This is a genomic window from Streptomyces sp. Ru73 (assembly GCF_002920575.1).
Classification (GTDB): Bacteria; Actinomycetota; Actinomycetes; order Streptomycetales; family Streptomycetaceae; genus Streptomyces.
Genome location: NZ_PQSQ01000037.1, coordinates 59,303 through 65,374 on the forward strand (window position 1 = coordinate 59,303; position 6,072 = coordinate 65,374).

The following is a 6,072-nucleotide window of genomic DNA, read 5'->3' on the forward strand; positions in this document are numbered from 1 at the left end:
ACCCCACCATCGCCATCAGTCGTCGGCCCCCCGAGAACCCGAGTATGCACAGGGTCACGTGGGGTCACCACGCCCTTTTGGCCAGATCTGAAAAGGGTCGCGCCGGGACCGAACTCCCGGAATGCTAATACTCAATTCGGCGGCGATACGGACGGCACGGATTGCTCGGACCCGTGGGGGGTGACGAGCCGTCACCGGCCGTCCCGCTACCCGCCGAAGGCCGCCGCCCGGGCCGAGCTGGCGGCGGCAGCTCCCGAGGGGGGAGTCCGGAAAGGGCGAGGGCGGCACCTCCGCACAGGTGCCGCCCTCGTTTCAGGCGAACCGGAGCCCCTTCGATCGGGCTGAGGGTCGGGGGCCCATCCAGCGGCTCCGGTCGTCCACGGCCGGGTGACCGGCCGTCCGCCACCCGCCGCCCGGTGTTTCGTGCACCGGCCGGCAGGCGAGTCTTCCGCGGGGGCAGCGCACGCGCCGCCCCCGGTCCGCGTCAGCGGCTGTCGCTGCCCTGGGACTCGGCCGCCGCGCGGCCCGCCTCCAGCCGTGCCACGGGGATGCGGAACGGCGAGCAGGAGACGTAGTCCAGGCCCACCTTGTGGAAGAAGTGCACCGACTCCGGGTCGCCGCCGTGCTCACCGCACACGCCGAGCTTGAGGTCGGGACGGGTGGCCCGGCCTGCCTGCGCGGCGTTGCGGACGAGCGAGCCCACGCCGTCCTTGTCGATCGTCTCGAACGGGCTGACGCCGAAGATGCCCTTCTCCAGGTACGCGGTGAAGAAGCTGGCCTCCACGTCGTCCCGGGAGAAGCCCCACACGGTCTGCGTGAGGTCGTTCGTGCCGAAGGAGAAGAAGTCGGCGGACTCGGCGATCTGCCCGGCGGTGAGGGCCGCACGGGGCAGTTCGATCATGGTGCCGAGGGTGAGGCCCAGGTCCACGTTGTGGGCGCGCTCGACCTCGGCGATGACCTGCTCGGCCTCCTCGCGGACGATCTCCAGCTCCTGGACGGTGCCGACCAGCGGGATCATGATCTCCGCACGCGGGTCGCCGTTGGCGGCCCGGCGCTCGGCGGCGGCCTCCGCGATGGCCCGTACCTGCATGGCGAACAGGCCGGGGATGACCAGCCCGAGGCGGACGCCGCGCAGACCCAGCATCGGGTTCTGCTCGTGCAGCCGGTGCACGGCCTGGAGCAGCCGCAGGTCGTTCTCGTTCGGGTCCTTGCGGGACTCGGCGAGCGCGACGCGCACCGACAGCTCGGTGATGTCGGGCAGGAACTCGTGCAGCGGCGGGTCCAGCAGCCGGACCGTCACGGGCAGCCCGTCCATCGCCTCGAAGAGCTCGACGAAGTCGCCCTTCTGCAGCGGCAGCAGCTCCGACAGCGCGGCCTCGCGCTCCTCACCGGTGTCGGCGAGGATCAGCCGCTCGACCATCTCGCGCCGCTCACCGAGGAACATGTGCTCGGTGCGGCACAGGCCGATGCCCTGGGCGCCGAACCGGCGGGCGCGCGCCGCGTCCTCGGCGTTGTCGGCGTTGGCCCGTACCCGCAGCCGGCGCACCCGGTCCGCGTACGCCATGACCCGGTGGACGGCCTTGACCAGCTCGTCGGCGTCGTCCGCTCCGGCGTGCATCCGGCCCTCGAAGTACTCCACGACCGGGGAGGGCACGACGGGCACCTCACCGCGGTAGATCTTGCCGGTCGAGCCGTCGATGGAGACGACGTCGCCCTCCTCGATGACCACGCCGCCGGGCGCGGTCAGGCAGCGCCGCTTGGTGTCGACCTCCAGCTCCTCGGCGCCGCAGACGCAGGTCTTGCCCATGCCGCGGGCGACGACGGCGGCGTGCGAGGTCTTGCCGCCGCGCGAGGTCAGGATGCCCTCGGCGGAGATCATGCCGTTCAGGTCGTCGGGGTTGGTCTCGCGGCGGATCAGGATGACCTTCTCGCCGGAACGCGACCACTTCACCGCGGTGTACGAGTCGAAGACGGCCTTGCCGACGGCCGCGCCCGGCGAGGCGGCGATGCCCCGGCCGATCAGCTCGGTCTTCGCCTTCTCGTCGAAGCGCGGGAACATCAGCTGCGCGAGCTGCGCGCCGTTGACCCGCTGCAGCGCCTCGGCCTCGTCGATCAGGCCCTGGTCGACCAGCTGGGTGGCGATGCGGAAGGCGGCGCCCGCGGTGCGCTTGCCGACGCGGGTCTGCAGCATCCACAGCTTGCCGCGCTCGATGGTGAACTCGATGTCGCACAGGTCCTTGTAGTGCGTCTCGAGCGTCTCCATGATCCGCATGAGCTCGTCGTACGACTTCTTGTCGATCGACTCCAGCTCGGCGAGCGGCACGGTGTTGCGGATGCCGGCCACGACGTCCTCGCCCTGCGCGTTCTGCAGGTAGTCGCCGTAGACGCCCTGATGGCCGCTGGCGGGGTCGCGGGTGAAGGCGACGCCGGTGCCGGAGTCCGGGCCGAGGTTGCCGAAGACCATGGAGCAGACGTTGACGGCCGTGCCCAGGTCGCCGGGGATGCGCTCCTGGCGCCGGTACAGCTTGGCCCGGTCGGTGTTCCACGAGTCGAAGACCGCGCGGACCGCGAGGTCCATCTGCTCGCGCGGGTCCTGCGGGAAGTCGCGCTTCGTCTCCTTGGCGACGATCTCCTTGAACTCCCCGACCAGCTTCTTCATGTCGGCCGCGTCCAGCTCGACGTCGACCTTGACGCCCTTGGCCTTCTTGGCCTCCTCCAGCGCCTCCTCGAAGAGGTCACCGTCGACGCCGAGGACCGTCTTGCCGAACATCTGGATGAGGCGGCGGTAGGAGTCCCACGCGAAGCGCTCGGAACCGGCCTGCTGGGCCAGCCCGTTGACCGACTCGTCCGAGAGCCCGATGTTCAGGACGGTGTCCATCATGCCGGGCATGGAGAACTTCGCACCGGAACGGACGGATACGAGCAGCGGGTTGTCGGCCTGCCCGAGCTTCTTGCCCATCCGGCGCTCGAGGGCGTCCAGATGCTCGGAGACCTCGGCACGCAGTGCCGCCGGCTCAGCACCGCTCTCGAGGTACTCCTTGCATGCCTCGGTCGTGATGGTGAAGCCGGGCGGGACGGGAAGTCCCAGATTGGTCATCTCGGCGAGGTTCGCACCCTTCCCGCCGAGCAGATCCTTCAGGTCCTTGTTGCCTTCGGTGAAGTCGTAGACGAACTTCGTCGACTTCACGGCCTCGGCCGACTGGGTTACGTGGGGATCTTGTGTTTCCGACACGGGATGACTCCTCGCGGACGGGCTGCCCTGACGGCGAGGAACATACCCAGATCGAAGGCGTCTGGGTACGTCCACTCGGTCGACATGCGCCCGTAACCCGACGTCAGCCAACAGATCGAAAGTCGCGAGTCTTGACTGCGTGCATTCACTTCCCGAAGAGACAACTCCGTTCGGTGCCGATGATCATGGCTGGTTCTCTACGCAGCGCTACGGATGACTTGATCATTTGAACTCAGCGACCATGGCACCCAGTGCCAGCATTGGAGACATGGAGCCCCCGATGATCCGCTCATCTGAGCGGTCCCCCTATCAAGGGTGGCGAGAATCACGCGCTCCGGCGGCCTCCGGTCCCACCATCCGGACCCGCCGGCGGACGTGACACGCCCCCGTCATCCGTCCGTCATGAAGCGCCGGCGGCCACCCGGTCCAGGAAGGCGTCCACGAGCGCGTACGCCCGCTCGCGTGCTTCGGGGAGCGCCGCACGCACCTCCTTGACCAGCGTGTCGGGGTCGGCGCCGAGCGCCGCAGCGATCCCGGTGTCGTCGCCGTCGAACCAGGCCCGCAGCACCTCCGGCGTCAGCTCGGGGTGGAACTGCACGCCGAGCGACCGCCCGCAGACGAACGCCTGCGAGGCGACCTCGTTGCGCGCGAGCTCACGGAGGGGCGCACCACCCACAGCGCCGTCCGGGGCGGTCCGCGGCAGCACCCACCGGTCGCCGTGGAACTGGAACCACGGGCCGGGCCCGAGCAGTTCCGGCTCGTCCGCCTCGACCTCCGTCCACCCCAGCTCGAAGCGCGGGGCACGCTCGACCGTCCCGCCGAGCGAGGCGGCCAGCAACTGCCCGCCGAAGCAGATGCCGAGCACCGGGACGCCCCGCCGGTGCGCGTCCCGCAGCAGGTCGAGCTCGGCGCGTATCCAGGCGTTCATGCGGGTCACGGACCAGGGCGCGCCGAGCGACAGGATCAGGTCATATTCGGCGGCCGGCGGAAAGGCGGGCTCGACGTCCGGCGTGGCGTACCGCTCGGCGGGGACCACGAGCAGTTCGTCGAGCAGATATCCACGTGCGGCCAGCCGGTCGCCGACGTGCCCGGCGGTGGACAGGTGATCGTGGGCGATGACCAGGGCGCGCTTCGTCACGGCAACCTCGCTCGGCTCGTAGGGCGCATCGTTTGGGATCAAATTTACGGGCGCCCGCACCCGTGCCGCACCCCTTGAGCCGACCGCCTCGACGACTTACCGTTTGAGCCCAAACAGCATCTGCCCGCTCACCCCACAGGTGCCGACCCCGGAGGCCGCCGTATGACGCCGTCGCCCCGCATGCTGCTCGTCCTCAGCGAGAACTGGACCATGACCGGCGGCCGCTGCGACCTGGACGCACTGGTCCGGTGGGCGCGCGAGGCGGAGGACGCCGGGTTCGACGCCGTCATGCTCAGCGAACACGTGGTCCTCGGCCCGGACTCCGGGGCACGCGGCGTCATGCCCAACCCCCGCGAGTACGCCCTCCCCGGCAACCAGGACCCGCGCACCCCCTGGCCCAACTCCCTGGTGCTGCTCAGCGCCCTCGCGGCCGTGACGACCCGGCTGCGGCTGGTCGCGGGCGCCATCCTCGCGCCGCTCCGCCACCCCCTCGTCCTCGCCAAGGAGCTGGCCACGCTCGACCTGCTGAGCAAGGGACGGCTGGTGGTGCTGCCGACGGTGAGCTGGAGCCGCGACGAGTACGCCGCGCTGGGCGTGCCGTTCGGGCAGCGCGGCAGGCTGCTCGACGAGCACCTGGAGGCGTGGGAACGGCTCTGGCGCCCCTCCCCCGCGACGTACGAGGGCGCGCACTACACCTTCTCGGACGTCTTCCTGGAGCCCAAGCCGTACCGGCCGGGCGGCCCGGAACTGTGGTTCGGCGGCGGCTCACTGCACGGCCCGCTGCTGCGCCGCCTCGTCCGGTACGGGCACGGCTTCAATCCGCTCGGCCGCCCGGCCCCCGAGGAGCTGGACACGCTGCGCGAGGCGATGGCGGCGGCGGGGCGCTCGATGGACGAGCTGGAGATGGTCGGCGGCACGCGGGCGGTGTTCCCGGGCCCGGACGCGGTGGCCGACCTTGGCCGCGCGCTGGAGAGCGTGCCGGAGCAGATGGCGCAGGGGTTCGGCACGTTCTGCATCAAGCCGTCGCAGTTCACCGACGACCCGCAGGACGTCGGCCGCTTCTGCCGCGAGGTGATGCGGCGGGTGGCGCGGCTGACGTCCTGAGGGCCGTACGTACGGGGGTGTGCGGCCTCCCGTACGTACGGGAGCGGGTGCGGCGGTGCGGCTCAGTGGCCGCGGGCGATCCACTCCTCCAGGTGCGGTGCCTCGTCGCCGATGGTGGTGCTGTCGCCGTGGCCGGTGAGGACCTTCGTCTCGGGCGGCAGGGTCAGCAGCCGGTTCCGGATCGACTCGACGATGGTCGGGAAGTCCGAGAAGGACCGTCCGGTCGCGCCGGGCCCGCCCTGGAAGAGCGTGTCACCGGTGAAGACGGTGCCCAGCGAGGGCGCGTACAGGCATACGGCGCCGGGCGCGTGCCCCGGCGTGTGCAGCACGGTCAGCTCCGCGCCGGCCACCGTGAAGACCTGCCCGTCCGACAGCTCGCCGTCCGGCAGCCGCTCGGGGTGGGTCTGCTTCCACAGCTGCCAGTCGTCGGGGTGGAGCAGGACCGGTGCGGCCGCCCGCTCGGCGAGTTCGGGCGCGGCGTCGATGTGGTCGTTGTGCGCGTGCGTGGAGAGGATCGCCAGGAGCCGGCGGTCCCCCACGGCGCGCGCGATGGCCTCGGCGTCGTGCGCGGCGTCGATCACGATCGCTTCGGAGTCGT

The 6,072-nt window shown here is 70.9% G+C and carries 4 protein-coding genes; 1 reads left to right on the top strand and 3 read right to left on the bottom strand.

What is annotated here, in order from left to right:
* Positions 1 to 484 precede the first annotated feature (484 nt).
* Together ppdK and C3486_RS18040 are read right to left on the bottom strand one after the other, a co-directional pair.
* Positions 485 to 3,232 (bottom strand): pyruvate, phosphate dikinase, encoded by a 2,748-nt coding sequence (gene ppdK, locus C3486_RS18035; RefSeq protein ID WP_103833741.1) that lies wholly within the window; start codon positions 3,230 to 3,232, stop codon positions 485 to 487.
* Between the two features lie 400 nt (positions 3,233 to 3,632).
* Positions 3,633 to 4,370 (bottom strand): type 1 glutamine amidotransferase, encoded by a 738-nt coding sequence (locus C3486_RS18040; RefSeq protein WP_258052845.1) that lies wholly within the window; start codon positions 4,368 to 4,370, stop codon positions 3,633 to 3,635.
* A gap of 162 nt (positions 4,371 to 4,532) precedes the next feature.
* Here C3486_RS18040 and C3486_RS18045 point away from each other — a divergent pair, with 162 nt between their 5' ends.
* Positions 4,533 to 5,474 (top strand): TIGR03619 family F420-dependent LLM class oxidoreductase, encoded by a 942-nt coding sequence (locus C3486_RS18045; protein WP_103833742.1) that lies wholly within the window; start codon positions 4,533 to 4,535, stop codon positions 5,472 to 5,474.
* Positions 5,475 to 5,536: 62 nt separating this feature from the next.
* Here C3486_RS18045 and C3486_RS18050 read toward each other — a convergent pair.
* A partial coding sequence (locus tag C3486_RS18050; protein WP_103833743.1) for an MBL fold metallo-hydrolase occupies positions 5,537 to 6,072 on the bottom strand: 536 nt, incomplete at its 5' end.